The 16,216-nt window shown below is 61.3% G+C and carries 15 protein-coding genes and 1 tRNA gene; 13 read left to right on the top strand and 3 right to left on the bottom strand.

Annotated features, from left to right (window positions below; genetic code table 11):
• Positions 1-76: 76 nt before the first annotated feature.
• Complete coding sequence (locus B3527_RS01415) at positions 77-598, top strand: DUF805 domain-containing protein (RefSeq protein ID WP_290482142.1); 522 nt, start codon at positions 77-79, stop codon at positions 596-598.
• Positions 599-621: 23 nt separating this feature from the next.
• On the top strand, positions 622-1,392 hold the full coding sequence (locus B3527_RS01410; protein WP_290478625.1) for a hypothetical protein: 771 nt from the start codon (positions 622-624) through the stop codon (positions 1,390-1,392).
• Here B3527_RS01410 and lipB read toward each other — a convergent pair.
• Positions 1,389-2,087 (bottom strand): lipoyl(octanoyl) transferase LipB, encoded by a 699-nt coding sequence (lipB, locus tag B3527_RS01405; protein WP_349677837.1) that lies wholly within the window; start codon positions 2,085-2,087, stop codon positions 1,389-1,391. The two genes, B3527_RS01410 and lipB, sit on opposite strands and share 4 nt — an antisense overlap.
• 85 nt (positions 2,088-2,172) lie before the next feature.
• Here lipB and B3527_RS01400 point away from each other — a divergent pair.
• The 4 genes from B3527_RS01400 to B3527_RS01385 all read left to right on the top strand — a co-directional run bounded on the left by B3527_RS01400 (position 2,173) and on the right by B3527_RS01385 (position 6,343).
• Positions 2,173-2,257: transfer RNA gene (locus tag B3527_RS01400), tRNA-Leu, on the top strand.
• Between the two features lie 193 nt (positions 2,258-2,450).
• Complete coding sequence (mgtE, locus tag B3527_RS01395; RefSeq protein ID WP_290478627.1) at positions 2,451-3,833, top strand: magnesium transporter; 1,383 nt, start codon at positions 2,451-2,453, stop codon at positions 3,831-3,833.
• 101 nt (positions 3,834-3,934) lie between these two features.
• A complete protein-coding gene (locus B3527_RS01390) occupies positions 3,935-5,134 on the top strand; it encodes a lysozyme (RefSeq protein ID WP_290478628.1) in 1,200 nt (399 codons plus the stop codon).
• A gap of 36 nt (positions 5,135-5,170) precedes the next feature.
• Positions 5,171-6,343, top strand: coding sequence for an isovaleryl-CoA dehydrogenase (locus B3527_RS01385; RefSeq protein ID WP_206992269.1), 1,173 nt, complete (start codon positions 5,171-5,173; stop codon positions 6,341-6,343).
• A gap of 10 nt (positions 6,344-6,353) precedes the next feature.
• Here B3527_RS01385 and B3527_RS01380 read toward each other — a convergent pair whose 3' ends face one another.
• Positions 6,354-8,150 (bottom strand): patatin-like phospholipase family protein, encoded by a 1,797-nt coding sequence (locus B3527_RS01380; RefSeq protein ID WP_290482141.1) that lies wholly within the window; start codon positions 8,148-8,150, stop codon positions 6,354-6,356.
• Positions 8,151-8,267: 117 nt separating this feature from the next.
• On the opposite strand from B3527_RS01380, the gene B3527_RS01375 reads away from it, so the two are divergent.
• The 5 genes from B3527_RS01375 to B3527_RS01355 all read left to right on the top strand — a co-directional run bounded on the left by B3527_RS01375 (position 8,268) and on the right by B3527_RS01355 (position 12,898).
• Positions 8,268-9,875, top strand: coding sequence for a carboxyl transferase domain-containing protein (locus B3527_RS01375; protein ID WP_290478630.1), 1,608 nt, complete (start codon positions 8,268-8,270; stop codon positions 9,873-9,875).
• 72 nt (positions 9,876-9,947) lie between these two features.
• On the top strand, positions 9,948-10,535 hold the full coding sequence (locus B3527_RS01370) for an NAD(P)H-dependent oxidoreductase (RefSeq protein WP_290478631.1): 588 nt from the start codon (positions 9,948-9,950) through the stop codon (positions 10,533-10,535).
• Positions 10,536-10,653: 118 nt separating this feature from the next.
• Complete coding sequence (locus tag B3527_RS01365) at positions 10,654-10,962, top strand: EF-hand domain-containing protein (RefSeq protein WP_206992274.1); 309 nt, start codon at positions 10,654-10,656, stop codon at positions 10,960-10,962.
• Between the two features lie 83 nt (positions 10,963-11,045).
• Positions 11,046-12,092: an acyltransferase family protein gene (locus tag B3527_RS01360; protein WP_290478632.1), complete on the top strand. Its 1,047-nt coding sequence runs from the start codon at positions 11,046-11,048 to the stop codon at positions 12,090-12,092.
• A gap of 5 nt (positions 12,093-12,097) precedes the next feature.
• On the top strand, positions 12,098-12,898 hold the full coding sequence (locus B3527_RS01355) for an enoyl-CoA hydratase-related protein (protein ID WP_034816662.1): 801 nt from the start codon (positions 12,098-12,100) through the stop codon (positions 12,896-12,898).
• Here the strand turns inward: B3527_RS01355 and B3527_RS01350 are convergent.
• Positions 12,882-13,238 (bottom strand): hypothetical protein, encoded by a 357-nt coding sequence (locus B3527_RS01350; protein WP_034816664.1) that lies wholly within the window; start codon positions 13,236-13,238, stop codon positions 12,882-12,884. The two genes, B3527_RS01355 and B3527_RS01350, sit on opposite strands and share 17 nt — an antisense overlap.
• Positions 13,239-13,379: 141 nt before the next feature.
• Here B3527_RS01350 and B3527_RS01345 point away from each other — a divergent pair, with 141 nt between their 5' ends.
• Positions 13,380-14,300, top strand: a complete 921-nt coding sequence (locus B3527_RS01345; RefSeq protein WP_290478633.1) for a DUF817 domain-containing protein — start codon at positions 13,380-13,382, stop codon at positions 14,298-14,300.
• Complete coding sequence (locus tag B3527_RS01340) at positions 14,242-16,146, top strand: acetyl/propionyl/methylcrotonyl-CoA carboxylase subunit alpha (RefSeq protein ID WP_290478634.1); 1,905 nt, start codon at positions 14,242-14,244, stop codon at positions 16,144-16,146. The genes B3527_RS01345 and B3527_RS01340 overlap by 59 nt, the downstream gene beginning before the upstream one ends.
• Positions 16,147-16,216 lie beyond the last annotated feature (70 nt).

Here is a 16,216-nt window from a genome sequence, read left to right as displayed (position 1 = left end):
CGTTTATTGATAAGGACGCGTAGTGTTCGACATGGCCCTGCCGTGTGAGGACCCGGATCGAGGAGACAGAAATCCTATGGACATGAGATATGTCCTCTTGTCGTCAAAAGGCCGTATCGGGTCGCGCACATTCCTGCGCGGTCTGACAGTGATCACGGCCGCCTTCATGATCGTGCAAGTGGCAAACACGTTCATCTCGCCCATATTCGGTATTCTCGTTTATCCGATGGTCTATGTGTATGTCTGCCTGTTCTCCAAGCGACTGCACGATGCTGGCCATTCGGGCTGGTTCTATCTCCTGTTCCTGGCTGGCTACGGGATTGTGGGCAGCATCGTGAGCGCTCTGTTGATGCCCATCCTGTCACCGGTCGCGTTCGAGATGTATGCCCAATTCGGGAGCGACCTGTCCGGCGCGATGGATGCGTTGACTGAGAACATTCAGGAATTCGAGCGCCTGACCGCCCTGACCTCGCTAGCCAGCTTCCTGCTGACGACCGCATTGCTCGGCTTCATCGCCGCACGCCTGCCTACCGATCTGGAAACGAACCGGTATGGCCCGCCGACATCCGGCACCCCAATGTCCAACACCTATTCCTGACCACTCCAGAGGACCCTGCCGGCATGACCCATCACACAATGACCCCCATCGATGCGCATCGCCCCTGGATCAGGGATGAGCGGGACGACCCGGCCCGGATGGACTGGTTTCAGACCCTGTTCAACCCGATGGGCATGACCGGAAAGCTGCATTTCAGCCGGGCGTGGACCTTCATGTTCATGGGGCGGGTGCTGCTATTCATCGTGCCGGTCTTTGTGGCCTTCATTGCCGGTCTTGCGGGCGCCGACATGTCAGGCGCGTGGCAGCCGGTCAAATCAGTCGGCATTCCACTACCAGCGCTGTTGTTGCCGTTCTTCTTCTTCACGATCATCACGGAGTTCACATCATGGGTGGCGCATGTGCGCCGCTTTGCGGAAGCGAACCGCTCGACGCTGAAGGCCGCCATCGTGCTTGTCCCACTCTTCCTTGGCTTGCTCGGATTTGCCGGAGGTGTGGTGTCAGGATCTGCGCAGTATCAGGCCCAGCAGGCAAAGGCGGCTCAGGCAGAGACTGTCGCCGCAGAGGGCGGGGAGGCGGCAGAGACAGATGCTGCGGCACCGCAGGAAGCGCGTGGCCCGCGCCGTCCGGATGGACCGCCACCGACAGAGATGCAGATGGCAATGGGCGGCGGCATGGGCCTGGCCATGCCGCTTTGGGCGCTCTCATCCTTTTTCGTCATGTTGTGGACCTTGCTGCATGTTGCGCGCCTGCCGAATGGTGGCGCTGGCCCGTTCCGCACAGGCAGTGATCTGACCCAGGAAGAACAGCGCCTGAAAGCTTACGAAACAGCCTAGGCAGGTTCTCTGATCGGATCGGGAGCGCGTACCAGCCGACTTTCGAATACGGTCTCGAAAGCATCTTTCAGGGCCAGGTCGACATCATCCATTGCGGCAGGGATTCCGAGATCGACCAGGCTGGTCACGCCATAGCGCGGGTCTGCGATCCCGCAGGGTGTGATGCCTGAGAAATGTTCGAGGTCTGGTTCCACGTTCAATGAAGTACCGTGGAAGCTGACCCATTTCTTGAGGCGTACACCGATGGCGGCAATCTTGTCTTCGCGCAGTGTCCCGCCGGCTTTCGTGCGATCAACCCATACGCCGACGCGGCCGTCACGCGGGCCCGCCTCGACATTGAAAGCGGCAAGCGCCTTGATGATCCAGGTCTCCAGATTTTGCACAAAGGCGCGCACGTCCCGCCCCCGCAGGGCAACATCCAGCATCACATAGGCAACCCGCTGGCCGGGGCCATGATATGTATACTGGCCGCCGCGCCCGGCATCAAAGACAGGGAAGCGGGCCGGGTCACGCAGGTCGTCCGGCTTGGCAGAAGTGCCTGACGTGTAAAGCGGTGGATGCTCCAGGAACCAGACCAGTTCCGGCGCGCCATCCTCCCGGATCGCGCGGGCGCGCGCCTCCATGAATCGGACCGCATCCTCATAAGGAACCAGGCGGTCTGAAACGGCCCATTCTGTGTCGGGGAATTTCTGCATCACCGGGGGCATATAGGCGACATTCAGGGCTTCACAAAGTGCTGGTGTCGCCTTATACGGCCCGTCTGCCTCAATGAAGACCAGTGCGGTCATGGCGGAATTGGTAGACGCGCAGCGTTGAGGTCGCTGTGGGGCAACCCGTGGAGGTTCGAGTCCTCTTGACCGCACCATTCATTCACGGTGGCGCGTTGCGCCAAAAATCGATCGAGGATCGATTTTAGTGAATGAATGAATTCAAAGACCCACACCCGCATCAACACCCGCCACAATCACTGTGGGCACGCTGTGAGATTCCTGCGAATCCCGGCTAGCTCAACGTATTCGGTTCTTGCCGACGCCACGTAACCCCGGCAAAGAGGCGCCATGACAGAAACGTCCGTTCAGCCTGCCCAGACCACTGAGACGCCCAACGTCGATCCGGATCTGCTGGAAGATATCATCGATGCGGTCGATGAAAAGGATACGCGCTGGCTGGCGCGGACGCTGCAGCGCATGCATCCGGCCGACGCCGCCGATGCGCTGGAGGCTTTGTCCTTTGATACCTTCTCTGAAGCGGTAGAACTGCTTGGCGGCGAGCTGCCAGCGGACATCCTGATCGAACTGCGCGATTCCTATCGCGAAGAGGCGGTCGAAGTGCTGCCGGACGCGGCGGTGGCCAGCGCACTCGACGAACTCGATTCCGATGATGCGACGACCATTCTCGAAGACCTCGAAGATGACCGCCGTGAGCGTATCCTGGACGACCTTGCCCCGGTGGACAGAGCCCAGCTGGAGCGGGGGCTCTCCTATGAGGAAGACACTGCCGGCCGTCTCATGCAGACGGAGTTTGTGGCCGCGCCGGAATACTGGACGGTCGGCCATGCGATCGACCATGCGCGGGAGCTCGGCGAGGAATTGCCGGAAGTCTTCTACGAGCTCTACGTGATCGATCCGGGCCATCGCCTGCTGGGAATCGTTTCGCTGGCGACGCTGCTGCGCACGCCGCGAGATGTGCAATTGTCGGACATCATGGAAGACGCATTGTCCTCTCTGAAGCCGGAGATGGACCAGGAAGAAGTGGCCTTCCAGTTCCGCAAATACTCGCTGGCTGCGGCGCCTGTGACGGATGAAGGCGACCGCCTCGTCGGCATGATCACGGTCGATGACATGGTCGATGTCATGCAGGAAGAGAACGCCGAAGACCTGCTCTCCCTGCTCAACGTGACCTCGGCGGACGGTGCCGATACGGTCTGGGATACGGTTAAGGCGCGCGCGCCGTGGCTGGGCGTTAACCTGTTCACCGCGTTTATTGCTTCCGCCATTATTTCCCTGTTCGAGGCGGCCATCGCGCAAGTTGTGGCATTGGCGGTACTGATGCCGGTCGTGGCGGCGCTGGGGGGCAATGCGGGCAGCCAGGGGCTAGCCGTTGCCGTGCGCGCCATTGCCGAACGGCAATTGGACGGCGCTGCGGCGCGCCGCGCCATCTTCCGGGAAGTGTTCAGCGGTTGCGTCAACGGAGTCATCTTTGCCATCGGGGTCGGGTTGATCTCGCTGGTCTGGTTCCGTGACGTCGAGCTGGCGCTTGTGATCGGCGCGGCAATGTTGGCGACGTTTATCTGGGCGGGCCTGTCGGGCATTCTTGTTCCCCTCGGCCTGAAGCGCCTTGGCGCTGACCCTGCAGTGGCATCGTCGGTCTTCGTGCTGACGCTGACTGATGTGATGGCATTTTTCAGTTTCCTTGGCCTTGCGTCGCTCGTGCTCCTGTAAATTGGGCACTTCTTAGCCAAATCTCGCCTCTCGGGTGAATGGGCGCGAGATTTGCAGCGCTTGCCCGTAGTAAAAAGTCAAACTGTCCCAAAACGGGAGCCATGCTTTTGGCCCGTCAAATGCGCACGTCCGACAAGGGAGTCGAACTCATCAAGAGTTTCGAAGGTTTTCGTGCGCGCGCAAGCCGCCTGCCGGATGGCAAATGGCTGGTCGGTTACGGGCATACAGAGACCGCACGCGCTGGCCTGACCGTCAGCGCCTTTGATGCGGAACTGATCCTGCGCTTTCACGATCTGAAGCGGGTCGAGAACCATCTGGCGCAACAGGTGTTCACGCCGCTGAGCCAGAACGAGTTCGATGCGCTCGTCTCGTTCGCCTTCAATATCGGTCTGAAGGCCTTCGATTCCTCTGACGTACTCGCGCACCTCAATTCCGGCGACCGTATCCTTGCCGCTGAAGCCATGAGTAGCTGGCGCCGGGGGCGGGTGGATGGTCAGATCCGCGTGATTGATGGACTGGTGCGCCGCCGCGCCGTGGAAGTGGCAACCTTCCTGGATACGCCCAAACGCCGTGTTTCGATCCCGAGCGCGCTTGTCCGCCCCGAACGCGACGGTCTTGCCGGGCCAAACGGGAATCGGGACACTTCCATCGTGTTGGAGCCGCGACCTGAACAGAACCGCGCTCGCGCCACAGCCGAGCGCGAGAGCCCGCCAGAGGCCGCCGCCCGCGCAGTGGCCCAGCGCCTGACACGCATACTCGGGGAAAATGGTTCCCGCGCATCCGGCGAGCCCGACCCGCAGCCGACAGGTGATTCCACCGTTGACGAGATTACGCGCGCCGTTTCGGCGCTGGCAGGTCCCGACGGCAATGGCGAACCGGCCCCGGCGCCGCCAGCCTCCATGTCGGAACGCCGCCGCGCCTATCGCCCGCCAAACCTGTCGGATCCGCAGGGAGAGGGGCTCACGCTCGACAATCTCTCTGTGCCGCCGACAAGCCAGAAGCTGATCGATGACCTGGCCACGGTCGAGGTGGATACATCGCGCCTGATAACACCCGCGCAGGCCGAGATAGAGGACTTTGCTCCCGCACACGGTTGGCGCTGGTTGCCCTTTGCCTTGTTGGCAGGACTCGGCACGATTGGCCTTTATGACGGACTGCGCCGCATCCTCACCCAATCGGGCGCGCGCATGGGCGAGGCTGCGAGTCAGACCTATACCGGCCCCCTGATGGCGCTGGGCGGTGGCTTCCTCCTATTCGTCTCGGTCTACTATCTGTACCGCATGCTGGCGCAGGAAGATTAGGCTGACAGCCGGGGGAAGTCTTGCTAAGTCAGCGGCATGATCCCGAACACATATCCCACTTTGAACTTCGATCTCGGTGAAACTGCGGACATGATCCGCGAGACCGTGGCAAGTTTCGCCCAGAACGAAATCGCCCCTCGCGCTGCAGAGATTGACCGCACGGATACGTTTCCGCGCGACCTGTTGCCGAAAATGGGCGAACTTGGCCTCCTCGGCATCACGGTCGAGGAAGAGTGGGGCGGCACCGGGCTTGGCTATCTCGAACATGTGGTCGCGATGGAAGAAATTTCACGCGCTTCGGCTTCAGTCGGCCTGTCCTACGGCGCCCATTCCAATCTTTGCGTCAACCAGCTTCGCCGCTGGGGGAATGACGACCAGAAATCTCGCTACCTTCCCAAGCTCGTCTCTGGCGAACATCTTGGTGCCCTCGCCATGAGTGAGAGTGGCGCTGGCTCTGATGTCGTGTCCATGAAGCTGAAGGCCGAGAAGAAGGGCGACCGCTATGTGCTGAACGGCACCAAGATGTGGATCACCAATGCGCCGGACGCTGATACGCTGGTCGTCTACGCCAAGACCGAGCCACAGGCGGGTTCGCGCGGCATCACGGCCTTCCTGATCGAGCGCGACTTCAAGGGCTTCTCGGTCGCGCAGAAACTCGACAAATTGGGCATGCGCGGATCGGAGACGGGCGAACTTGTCTTTGAGGACTGCGAAGTGCCAGAAGAGAACGTCATGGGCCCGCTGAATGGCGGCGTTGGCGTTCTGATGAGTGGGCTGGATTATGAGCGCGCCGTCCTGTCAGCGGGGCCGACCGGCATCATGCAGGCCTGTATGGATGTCGTGATCCCTTACATTCATGACCGGAAGCAATTCGGCCAGTCGATCGGCGAGTTCCAGCTGATCCAGGGCAAGGTCGCGGACATGTATGTCCAGATGAATGCGGCCAAGGCCTATGTCTATGCCGTCGCCAAATCCTGCGACCGGGGCGAGACGACCCGCAAGGACGCCGCCGGCGCCATTCTGTATGCGGCCGAAACCGCGACCAAGCTCGCGCTAGACGCGATCCAGATCCTTGGCGGCAATGGCTATATCAATGAATACCCGACCGGTCGCCTGCTGCGCGATGCCAAGCTCTACGAAATCGGGGCAGGGACGTCGGAAATCCGCCGCTGGCTAATCGGCCGGGAACTCTTCGGCGAAACGGCTTAGCGGCTAGCAGCTAAGCCGGGCAGCACTTCTCCTTGATTGTGGCCCCTTCAAAGGCCTTCATCGTGGCGACATAGCCGGACTCGACGGTTTCGTCATAGGCTTTCCAGTCGCGCAGCTGGACATCGGCAAGTTGTGGCAGGACCAGAACATCTGCCATGTCATGTCCGAATTTGGTGTCTGCACGGATCGTTGCGGTCCGCATGAGCAGGCCGGCAATAGGGGGCGGGCTGGAAAACCCGTTATTGAAAACCCAGCGGAAGAAGCTCGGCGGTTCAGAAAATTCCTTCAGATCCATGTTTTCCGGCTGGCGCGTGACATCAGAGCCCACGACAAAGCCGCGATGCATATCCCGCATGATATCGGCCGGAAAATTGTTCAGCACTGCGCCATCGACCAGCAAATCCTTGCCGTCCACGACCGGAGGCAAGATGCCCGGCAACGAGATGGTCGCCCGCAGCGCATTGCGCAGCAGGCCTTCGCGATGGATGCGCGTGGCGCCGCTGGTGAGGTTGGTCGAGGTACAGAAAAAGGGAATGTCGAGATCACCGATCTCCGCGTCGCCGAAATGCTCTTTCAGCCGGGCTGCGACGCGCGCGCCTTTCACCATGCCGACGACGGGTAAATGATAGTCCCCGAGCGGATTGCTATCGACAAATGCCTTGCGGATGCGTTGCTCGATTTCGGCATCGCTCCACCCCATTGCGACACAGGCCGCGATGACCGAGCCCATCGAGGCGCCGCCCACAAAATCGATCGGCAGGCCAAGTTCCCGCATCGCCTTGACGACGCCGATATGAGAATAGGCGCGCGCGCCCCCGCCTGACAGGATCAGGCCGACGGAGACACCAGCCATGATGCGCGCGAGCCGGTCGCAATCCTGGCCTTCTACCCGGCTCCAGTGAAAGACGCGGGTAGCCCCGGACGCGGCGATCCATTCGGCCGGCTTGGCTCCCTGGCGCTCATCGCTGTGATGCAGCAACAGGACGTCCACGAGTTTCAGCGTGCGGGCAGGGGACTGGTCATCCGGCATCAATGGATTGGAGGGGCGCGCATCAGCGCGGCCCACGACCCAGATCCGGTCGGCCTGGCGCATGGACAGGCGATACCAGGAATTGTCGCCAATGGCCGAGATCAGGATCACGACATCATGTGCGCGCTCCAGCTCGTCAAAATAGGCAGCCGGGCGTTCATCGCCCATCTGCTCGTCAACAATCACGGCTTTCCGCCCAAGGCGTTCCAATGCCTGTTTCAGCGACCGGGCCCGCAGCTTCAGGTCGATCGTCGGTGACGTGGCGACGAGCGTGAACACTTTCGGCGCAGCGCTGGCAACGCGATCACCGGATTTCCCCAATCGGCGCAAAATCACCCGGATCATGGATTCGAGCAATTCCGGCTCGGCTTTCACCATCCGGTCCCAGCCCTTGCGCGAGACGCCGATCAGTTCCGTGTCGCGCAGCGCGTAAACCGAACTCGTATGGGGTGCATCGTTCGGCACGCCATCGCCGGTCAGGTCGACCCCGCCGAGGAAGAGTGACATCTCGCCGGCCGGCTCGCCTGAGCGGATATGGCCGACAAATTCGGACTTTCCATGCACGCCGTCACGGAAGATGCCCAACGTTCCGGACAGGACGAAATAGAGCGTGTCAGCGGGTTCTCCGGCAAGATAGAGCGGCTTGCCGGCGGCGACCGAAAACCAGATGGCTTCCTTGCCTGCCGCCTTCATGGCGCGGGCCGGAACATCCTTCAGGAATTCAATGGCCCGCAAGCGGGGAGTGATATCAATGCCCATGTTGAAGAACATGCCCATTTCGATTCCCTTTTCAAAGCCTTTCGCTCATCCCCTGTGTTTCAAATTCGCATGACGCCCGCGTGACAGGTGGGCCGGGCGCCGCTAAGCAGGCACAAAATTCCAGTGGGAGGCGTTATGCCGGTTCTGAAATCCAGTCTTGATGTGTCCGGTAGCAAATTTGCCGCCAACAAAGCCGCCATGGAGACGCTTCTTGCCGAATTGCAAGAAAAAACCGCTAATGCCGCCATCGGAGGCCCGGAAGCGTCTCGCAAACGCCATGTAGAGCGCGGAAAATTGCTGCCGCGTGAACGAGTCGAACGCCTGCTGGACCCGGGCTCTGCCTTTCTCGAAATCGGTGCGCTGGCCGCCAATGGCATGTATGATAACGAAGCCCCCGGCGCAGGCCTGATCACGGGGGTCGGCCGGGTTGAGGGGCGCGAATGCCTGATCGTCTGCAATGATGCGACGGTAAAGGGCGGCGCCTATTTCCCGATGACGGTGAAGAAGCATCTGCGCGCGCAGGAAGTGGCCCTCGAAAATCACCTGCCATGTATCTATCTGGTCGATAGCGGCGGCGCGAACCTGCCGCATCAGTCAGAAGTCTTCCCGGACCGGGAACACTTTGGCCGCATCTTCTATAATCAGGCCCAGATGAGCGCGAATGGCATTCCCCAGATCGCCGCCGTCATGGGCAGCTGTACTGCGGGTGGTGCCTACGTACCTGCGATGTCGGACGAGACCATCATTGTGCGCAAACAGGGCACGATCTTCCTCGGCGGTCCACCTTTGGTGAAGGCCGCCACGGGGGAAGTGATCTCAGCCGAAGACCTTGGCGGCGCAGATGTGCATGCGCGCCATTCCGGCGTGGCCGACCACTATGCGGCCCATGATTCTCACGCGCTCGCCATTGTCCGCTCCATTGTCCGCACGCTGGCCACGCCAAAGCCCCAGCCCTTCGATCTGACAGAGCCTGCAGAGCCACTTTACGACCCTGCGGAGATGCATGGTCTGGTGCCTCAGGATGTCCGCGAGCCCTATGACGCCCGCGAAGTCATCGCGCGTCTCGTGGACGGATCGGAATTCCATGAGTTCAAGAAGCTCTATGGCGAGACGCTCGTCTGCGGGTTTGCGCGCCTCTATGGCATGCCGGTCGCGATCCTCGCCAATAATGGTATCCTGTTCTCTGAAAGCGCGCAGAAGGCCGCGCATTTCATCGAACTGGCCGACCAGCGCCGCATCCCGCTGGTCTTCCTGCAGAATATTACCGGCTTCATGGTCGGGTCGAAATACGAGGCTGGCGGCATCGCCAAGAATGGCGCCAAGATGGTGACCGCCGTGGCCACCGCCAGCGTGCCGAAATTCACCGTGGTAACCGGCGGCAGCTTCGGCGCCGGCAATTATGGCATGTGCGGCCGGGCTTACAGCCCCCGCTTCCTGTTCATGTGGCCGAACTCCCGCATCTCCGTCATGGGCGGCGAACAGGCCGCCAGCGTGCTCGCCACAGTCAAGCGCGACGGCATTGAGCGCAAGGGCGGGGAATGGTCTGCCGAGGACGAGGACAGCTTCAAGCAGCCGATCCGCGATCTCTACGAAGCTGAAGGTTCGCCCTATTTCTCCACAGCGCGCCTATGGGATGACGGCATCATCGATCCGGCCGATACGCGCCGCGTTCTGGGCCTTGCCCTTTCCGCCAGCCTGAATGCTCCGTTCCCGGACAGAGGGTTCGGCGTCTTTCGGATGTAGGGGTTCTACGTATAAAATCTGTTGCCGGCCAATGGTAGAAGCTCCCTGTCACATGGCAGGAGGCTGACCCCCATGACCCGCTCTATCTGTATCATCGATGGCCACCCCGATCCCGATCCGGACCATCTGGTCCACGCGCTCTGCGATGCTTATGCCGAGGGCGCCGAGGCGACCGATCACACAGTGTCGCGCATCCGCGTGGCAGATTTCGACATGCCATTCCTCAACTCTGAGAAAGAGTTCGCAATGCCCCCGCCAGAGCCGGTGCTGAGTGAACGCCAGAAGATCGCCAACGCAGACCACCTCGTCATCGCTTTCCCGCTCTGGATGGGCGGTATGCCAGCCAAACTAAAGGCCTTCTTCGAACAGGCGGCCCGGGCAGAATTCTTCCTGAAAACAGGTGAGTCCGATCATGAATGGCCTGAGCGCATGATGAAAGGAAAGTCGGCCCGCATTATCGTGACGATGGGTATGCCCGACCTGGTCTATAGATTCGGCATGGATGCGGGCGCATTGAAAGCGCTGGAGCGCGGCGTGCTTGGCCTGTCCGGTTTCAAACCGATGCACCACACGATCATCGGCGGCGTTGGCGCTCTGACGCCATCAAAAGTCGAATCCTGGTTCGAGTTCATGAAGGAGATCGGCGGGCAGGCCGTCTGATCCGGGTTCATTACATCTTCGTCGTGAACGTCTTTTCACGCATCATTACCACTTGTTTCGAGTATGTTCAGTCCTGTCGCGGTCCCCTGCGACGTATAGAGTAAGAAGGAGTTCGAACATGGTCAGACGTAGCAGCTTTCTGGTAACGGCGGCGATGATGACGGCCCTGATGGGCCATGCGGGCGAGATGCCCGACTTCTCGTTGCTGGATCTGGATGATGATGGCCTGATCAGCGAGGACGAATATGTGAGCTACTCCGACAGCGCGGGCACAGCCAGCGAGTCGGAGGCGAAAGCGAAGTTCACGAAATTCGACCTTAATTCGAATGGAACCGTGTCCGAGGAAGAACTGGCAGATGCCCTTGCTGCTTGGCGGGGACGGTCCGATCAAGGCGCCGTGACGGCGGCTGGCCTGCCGGTTCGGTAGGCTGCCCACCCAGTCGGTGCTGAAGGGGTCCGCCGGTCCAGCGGGCCCCTTTCCATTTGGAACGAATACGATAAACAGCGCCGATGGCGACAGCGCACCGACTGGCAGCAAACAGGTTTGATCTCATCCGGCTGGCGCTCGCTTCGGCCGTGTTTGCCTATCATGCAATCGTTCTGTCCGCGCTCGCGCCGATGAGCGGGTTGGAGCGCGTCTGGGGCCAAATTGCCGAGATCGCCATTCAAGGCTTCTTCATTGTATCCGGCGCACTGGTGGCCGGCTCGCTCATGCGGTCGCAAAACCTTGCTGACTATGCTGGCAAGCGGGTCCGTCGACTTTACCCGGCTTATGCTGTCGTCATTCTGATCCCGGCGCTCATCAGCCTGCTGATGGGCGGCAGTATTGGTGGAGTCGCAGAATATGTGGGTGCCAATCTCGTCTTCCTGAACTTCCTGTCGCCGGATTTGCCGGGACTGTTCGAAGGCAACCGCTTCACAGAGGTCAATGGCGCGTTGTGGACGTTGAAGATCGAGGTTCTGTTCTATCTCGTCCTGCCGATCATCGGCGGATTGCTGCGGACGATGCGCCGCGCGCAGTGGAGCGTCCTGGTGGGCCTGTATGTGTTGGGGGAGGGGTGGCGTGATCTGGTGCCTGTTTTTCTGGAGGGGGAATCCGCGCTTATCGCGGCGCGCCAGCTGCCGGGTCAGTTGGCCTTTTTCGCCAGTGGCATTGCCTTGTGGCAGGTATGGGATCGGGCCCAGGCAAAGCCGCTCTGGTTCGGCGTGGTGGGGCTCGCATTGACCTTGCTTTCCTTCGTCCATTCCTGGCTGGAGCCGCTCCGCGCGGCCGGACTGACGGGCCTGATTGCCTGCCTGGCTTTCCTGCCAGGCCCTGCGCTGAACGCGGCGCGCTTCGGAGATATCAGCTACGGCGTCTACATCACTCATTTTCCGATCCTGCAGGGCCTTGTCATGGTCGGCGCTTTTGCAGCATTCGGCCATGCGGTCGGCTTTACCCTGTCGGCGCTTCTCGTCATCGTGGCCAGCTATGCGCTGTGGCATCTTGTCGAGCGGCGCGCCTTGCGCCCATCCAGCCACTACCGCAAAGTGGCCTCCAACCCTGAACAGGACTGATCCCCATGCGCGATTCCGACTATGATCTCATCACGCTCGAAGCGACGCAGGAAGGCTTGGCGGTTGTCACGCTGAACCGGCCGGATGTGCACAATGCGTTCAATGCCGAGCTGATCGCCGAACTGACCGATGCGTTCCACACCATTGCCGACCAGCGCACCATTCGCATGATGATCCTGCGCGGCGCGGGCAAGAGTTTTTCGGCGGGCGCAGACCTCAATTGGATGAAGCTCGCGGCGATGCATACGCGCGAAGACAATGAGCGCGACGCGATGAACCTCGCCGAAATGCTGCGCACGCTCTACGACATGCCCCAGATGACGCTTGCCTTGGTGCAGGGCGCCGCCATGGGTGGCGGGGCCGGCCTCGTGGCCGCCTGTGACGTCGCTGTGGCGATGAAGGGCACGAAGTTCCGCTTCTCTGAAGTGCGCCTCGGCCTGACCCCGGCGACGATCAGCCCCTATGTGATCGAAGCCATCGGCGCGCGCTGGGCGAAGGCCTTGTTCACCACTGCCGAAACGTTTGATGCCGAATATGCTGAGAAGCTGGGCCTCGTTCAGTATGTCGTGGAAAACCAGGCCGAGATGACGGCAATGGAAGAACACCTTGCCGATCTTGTCTTTGCCGCTGCGCCCGGCGCTGTGGCCGAGAGCAAGGCACTGGTTCGCGATGTCTCCGGTGTATTCATCGACAAGGATCTCAGCCAAGAGACATCAAAGCGCATCGCAGCGCGTCGGGTCTCCGATGAGGGCAAGGAAGGCATTGAAGCCTTCCTCGACAAGCGCCCGCCTAGTTGGGGTCGGTAACCAGTACGCTGTCTTTGGAGTCCACCGGCAGGCCGAAGTCGGCCAGCAGATTAAGTGTCGCGCTGATCGGGTTTATCCCCGTGAGCGCTTCGATCTGATGCTGGAAGAAATATGCCACGATGCCAAACAGGATGATGTAGATCACGAACTGCATCAGCGACTTCAGCAGGAAGGCACCCGCGCTGCCCGCGACGAAGCCGATGGCGCCGAGGATCAGCGCGCCGGCCACGGGGCTGAGATTGCTGACGTCCGCCGCCTGCGTGTAACCAATATAGCCGCCAACGCCGGCGCCGATGACTCCCGCGACACTGCTGATCCGGATTCCTGAAGCATAGGCCATAAGACACTCCCGTGGTTTCTTGGCATTAACCCTTACGACAGCTGGCAGGGGTGTCAAAGGCGGAATTTGGACTGGCAAAGGCCCTTGCCTCGCCCGGTGCGTGCCCCGAATGCGCCGTGTTTCCTGCAGATAGAGGAGGGCATGGAGATACCGGTCCCCGCCCAGACCCGCGCGCAACAACGCCTGCATGCCGCGCGCGCCGCGCTGCATGCGCGCTGCGTGAACGGCCCGGTCAGCCAGACCGTGTTCGAATTTGTGGCCTTCGGCATCAAGCAGGGCTGGGCGTGCCTGTTTGGCGGCCTGATGCTGGGGCTCTTGCTGCTGACCTTTGTCTGGTATCCGGAAGGCGCGCCGCTTTCGCGCTATGATTTCCTCGTGCTGGGTGCGGTTGCCATTCAGGTCATGATGCTCTGGTCGGGCCTGGAAACATGGGAAGAGGCGAAAATCATCCTCGTCTTCCATATTGTCGGCACGGTCATGGAACTGTTCAAGACCTATCATGGCAGCTGGATCTATCCCGAGGAGAGCTTCCTGCGCATTGGCGGTGTGCCGTTGTTTACGGGCTTCATGTACGCGGCAGTGGGCTCCTATCTGGCGCGAGTCTGGCGCATCTTCGACTTCCGGTTTGACCGTTTCCCGCCACTCTGGGTTCAAGCCATTCTGGCAACCGCGATCTACGTGAATTTCTTCGCGCATCACTGGCTGCCGGATGTCCGGATCGCCCTGTTCGTGGGCACGGCGATGGTTTATGGGCCATGCCTGGTCTGGTTCCGCGCTGATGAAGCCCACAGGCCGATGCCGCTCGTCATCGGGTTCCTGCTCGTGGCAGTTTTCATCTGGTTTGCTGAGAATCTTGGAACATTCGCCCGCGCCTGGGCCTATCCCGGGCAAGAGCATGGCTGGCAGATGGTCTCTTTATCGAAACTCGGTTCGTGGTATCTGCTGATGATAATCAGTTTTGTTCTGGTGGCTTTGGTCCACCGGGCGCCGGGAGGGCCACGCATTGAAGATCCAGAAGCTGCTCGTCGCAAACAGGGGCGAGATCGCCTGTCGCATCTTTGAGACCTGCCATGGGCTCGGCATTGCGACAGTCGCCGTCTATTCCGATGCCGATGCGCGCGCGAAACATGTCCGCGAGGCCGACGAAGCGATCCATATCGGCCCGTCGCCTGCGCCCGAAAGCTATCTCAAGGTCGAAGCCATCTTGGCCGCTGCCAAGGCGACCGGCGCCGATGCCATCCATCCGGGCTATGGTTTCCTGTCCGAGAATGCCGATTTCGCCGAAGCCGTCGAGAAAGCGGGCCTCATCTGGGTTGGCCCTTCGGCCAAGGCGATCCGGTCCATGGGCCCGAAGGACGAAGCCAAGCGCATTGCCGAAGAGGCCGGCGTGCCTGTGCTGCCCGGCTATCGCGGCGAAGGGCAGGAGCTGGAAACGCTTGCCAGGGCGGCGAAAGATGTCGGCTTTCCGCTGCTGATCAAGGCGGTTGCCGGGGGCGGCGGGCGCGGCATTCGCCTCGTCTCCAAGGCGGGCGAGCTGAAGGCCGAGCTGGAAAGCGCGGTGCGTGAGGCCGAAAGTTCCTTTGGCGATGGCCGGGTCATGCTGGAAAAACTGGTCGAGCAGCCACGCCATATCGAAGTGCAGGTCTTTGGCGATGCGCATGGCAATGTCGTCCATCTCTATGAACGCGATTGCTCGCTGCAGCGTCGCCGCCAGAAAGTCATTGAGGAAGCGCCCGCGCCCGGCATGCCGGATGATGTGCGAGCGGCCATGACGGACGCAGCGGTGAAGCTGGCGCAGGCTGTTGGGTATCAGGGCGCGGGCACGGTGGAATTCATCGTGGACGGGTCAAAGCCGCTGGGCGTCGACACGTTTTGGTTCCTCGAAATGAATACCCGGCTTCAGGTGGAGCATCCGGTGACCGAGATGATTACCGGGCAGGACCTTGTCGCCTGGCAATTGCTGGTCGCTTCCGGCGAGGAAATTCCGCTGGCGCAGGACGAGATCCCGCTGATGGGCCATGCCATCGAGGCGCGCATCTGCGCCGAAGACCCGGCCGATGGCTTCCGCCCCGGCGCGGGGCTGATCCTGGAATTCGGCCTGTTGCAGCCCATTGATGGGGAAACGATCCGCTGGGATGCCGGTTTCGAGACGGGTGATCGCGTACCATCCAACTATGATTCCATGATCGCGAAACTGATCGTGCACGGAGAAGATCGCGACGCGGCGGTTGACCTGCTGACCGAGACGCTGTCGCACACCCAACTCTCGGGCGTGCCGGCCAATACCGGCTTCCTGCGTCGCTGCGCCCAGTCGGACGCGTTCCGCGATGGCACGCATCATGTGAACTGGATTGCGGAGCAGGGGGATGCGCTGACCCAGCCTCCCGCCGCGCATCAGCATGCATCTGTTCTCGCCGTCTGCGACATCGAGCTGGATGACAGCGCTGCCGTCACACCATGGGGAATCCGGGATGGGTTCCGGGCGAATGGCGCGCCTGTGCGAAAGGCGGCCGTCGCTGTGGGCGCCGATGTAGACTGGTTTGACCCGTCCGAGCATGACGTCGATCCGGACGCGCCGCTGCCTTTCGTGACAGATATCTCTCCGCGCCGCTATGCGGTGACGACCGGCGGGGACAATGTCCTTGTGGAAGTGCCGGACTATGACGCCGATGTCGAAGCGGTGCTGGGCGGCGACTCAGTCAGCGCGCCGATGCCGGGCAAACTGCTCGCCGTGCATGTGAAGCCGGGCGATACGGTCACCAAGGGTGATCCGGTTGCGGTGATGGAAGCCATGAAGATGGAGCACACCCTGCCGGCGCCGCGCGATGGCGTGGTGGAGTCCGTGGAGGCTGCCGCCGGGGACCAGGTCGCCGAGGGCGATGTGCTGGTTCATCTGGAGGCGGAGTAACCCCCACCCTTCACATGCAGGTGTGGTCCTTCAGCTCCGGACAGGTGAGGTCGGAGCAATCTCGCGCGCC

Origin of the sequence: Hyphomonas sp. UBA4505 (genome assembly GCF_002388685.1) — a bacterium.
Lineage (GTDB): Bacteria > Pseudomonadota > Alphaproteobacteria > Caulobacterales > Hyphomonadaceae > Hyphomonas.
The sequence above is the reverse complement of the archived record's forward strand: the minus strand, read 5'-3'. Positions and strand labels throughout refer to the sequence as shown.